Source organism: Flavonifractor sp. An306 (assembly GCF_002159455.1).
Lineage (GTDB): Bacteria > Bacillota > Clostridia > Oscillospirales > Oscillospiraceae > Flavonifractor.
In genome coordinates this window covers 1-2,469 of sequence record NZ_NFIQ01000161.1, presented here as the reverse complement: position 1 = coordinate 2,469, position 2,469 = coordinate 1, and the positions used below count along the sequence as shown (strand labels likewise).

The window sequence follows — 2,469 nt, the reverse complement described above, 5'->3', positions numbered from 1 at the left end:
CAATCAGGCTTTGTGTTACGGTTTGCAGCCAGTTTTGCAGCGCCTCTCGTTCTGTAATCTGTGCATGGCCGCAAAAGGTCACATTCATGGATAAACACCCCTGAACCTATCATACAGCAAATAACGCCATTAGTACAGTTACAGGGACTAATTTTCACGCACCGGCCCATATAATAATTTTAGTACAGGGACAGGGACGGTGAGCGAAAGTGAGATTGAACCAAGCAGTCAGCAAGCGCCTTTTGGAGCTGCTGGAGGAACGAAATATGACACAGTATCAGCTGTATATGAAAAGTGGCGTCCCCAAATCCACCATCGGCAATATTGTGAACTGCTCCTATGACTCCGTGAAGCTGCGGATCATCCATGAGCTGTGCCAGGGCCTGGGCATTGGCATTGACACCTTTTTTGCCTCACCGCTTTTCCAGGAAGATAACCTGGAACCGTAAACCTCCGACGAGCTTCGCCGGGGGTTTTGTTTGTTCCATCCAGGCGGTTAATTTTTTGCAGGATTCTCTTTGCATAGGGGGCTTATTGACTGTTGGTATAGAAAAGGGGCAGCCAATTTCTCGGCTGCCCTTGTGGGTGGCTATTTGTTGTGTACTGATCGATAAAAGGGAATTGTTAGTTAAATTGCATCTGTATCAAAACCATCAAAGCTAAATGTTTTTTGAACTGGGTCGTAAACAAACCATGCTTCCATTCCCAAATAGTCATCGACCACTTTTCGACCACATTCTCTTGAATAATAACCTAAAAAGTGAAGATATAATTGAACCATGATTTTCTTGTCTTGATTTTGCGCACTAACAGAGGCCAAATACCATTCATCAGTCAAATCCTTTATGCGAGGAAAAGTTTCTTCTTCCATCCAATCATCTGCGTCCAAGTATTCTTCACATTTCTTGATGGTCGTTTCAATTAGTTCCACTCTATGTTTGAGGTAGAATTCCTTTAAAGCCGCTGATTCAAAATCCATTTTGGGTTGTAGCTTTCGATCATAATCTGTATATGTATTTTCCAGATTGGGATATGGCATAACAATTTCTTTGAACTTTAACGGTTTTTCCACTTCTTTTACCTTCTTTTCCGCATTCTAATCTGCTATTCTGCCGGTTAGGAAAAGCATAGCACAAGACTATGAACACATTTAATCCTTTTTGCCTGTTTGTGGTATTGCCTGCCCCGGCCGAGCGTCACGCAGCCGTCCGGCGGTTCCCGATAGGAGCGGTCAGCCTGATCCAGCGGAACAGATCTCGGCAGGGTGGCGGGAATCTGCCGGGAGTCCGTGTTGTGGGTGCAGCAGATACTCCAGGCCGTTTGCTTATCAAATTCCATTATAGTGGGTTTTGGGATTTTCTTCAATATAAAAACGCCGGACTGCTTATGCAATCCGGCGTTCCGCCCCGCAGAGCGCAAGTATATAATCTGGTTGGACTCTCCAAACTCCTGACACGCCCTGGTTCCTAAAGGAGTTTTTAGCAGTAATTCTACCACTCTTTACATTCGTTACTGTAATATGTATCGACATCAGCGGCAGCTTCATATAAATCATGTATTACCGACAAACAATCATGTTGTGAGATGTACTTCATTGCTCCTATCGTGTCGCCATTAGATGATGGCAAAATCCCATTTTCTAACTTTTCCAATATATTTTCCAACCAAATTCTACATAGATTAAGGGAGCCGAAATCGGATATTGAAGCAGCAGCTTCAGCCTTGTCAATTTCTCTTAAAAAATTTAAAATCTTATCCCGTAATACTCGTTTTTTATTCTGCTGATATTCAGTTTGCATATAGAATTTCAATTTTTCATTTTGTTCAGGAGTATTTTCGATGGGATATTCAGAAAAGAAGAATTTAGGGTGCTTAGTATTTTGAACATAGCACTCTTGATTTAAGACAATCAGTTTGTTTATATCATGTTCAAACCAGTCATATTCCTCTTTGCTGATTTTGAAATATCGGTTGTAATATCCCACATATGTTATCACTTGAACAAGTATATAACTCTCGCTGATAGGATCATAGCCGACAGAAAAGTAATGTTGTTGATTTATTTTTTCAGAAACCAATTTCATCTTAGGGTTCCTTTCTTTTCTATTGCGGATAACCTCTCGGCGGTATTGTGTTCCCCCGCAAACTTCCTTGCTGTCTCCCAGCCGTTCCTTGCTGTATGGAGCGGTCAGCTCTGGCCCAGCGAAACGGATCTCGGTAGGGCGGCGGGCAACTGCTGGGAGTCCATGTTGTGGGTGCAGCAGACGCTCCTGGCCGCCTTTCAATTCCATTATAGTGGGTTTTGGGATTTTCTTCAATCCTGCTTTGGGGACCTGGGGCCTCTATCGGCCTGTTTGCATAGATAAGGTACAATAATTTTCGCAAATTGAAAAAAGGATGAGAAGAGACATGGTTTGCAGAACTCTGGTAGAATGAAGTCGCGACACACCATTCTGAAAGGAGACAGCA

The 2,469-nt window shown here is 43.0% G+C and carries 3 protein-coding genes; 1 reads left to right on the top strand and 2 read right to left on the bottom strand.

Annotation, left to right across the window (positions count from 1 at the left end):
- Positions 1–209: 209 nt before the first annotated feature.
- Positions 210–449, top strand: coding sequence for a helix-turn-helix transcriptional regulator (locus B5F88_RS19110; RefSeq protein ID WP_087937011.1), 240 nt, complete (start codon positions 210–212; stop codon positions 447–449).
- Between the two features lie 179 nt (positions 450–628).
- Here B5F88_RS19110 and B5F88_RS19105 read toward each other — a convergent pair whose 3' ends face one another.
- Both B5F88_RS19105 and B5F88_RS19100 read right to left on the bottom strand, forming a co-directional pair.
- The gene (locus B5F88_RS19105; protein ID WP_087937010.1) at positions 629–1,072 is read right to left on the bottom strand and encodes a hypothetical protein; all 444 of its coding nucleotides are present in this window, start codon (positions 1,070–1,072) and stop codon (positions 629–631) included.
- A 418-nt stretch (positions 1,073–1,490) separates the two neighbouring features.
- A complete protein-coding gene (locus B5F88_RS19100; RefSeq protein WP_140402206.1) occupies positions 1,491–2,291 on the bottom strand; it encodes a hypothetical protein in 801 nt (266 codons plus the stop codon).
- Positions 2,292–2,469 lie beyond the last annotated feature (178 nt).

Bases quoted from the DNA above. Each gene is read 5' to 3' on its own strand.
- B5F88_RS19100 (WP_140402206.1), bottom strand. From the start codon at position 2,291: ATGGAATTGAAAGGCGGCCAGGAGCGTCTGCTGCACCCACAACATGGA.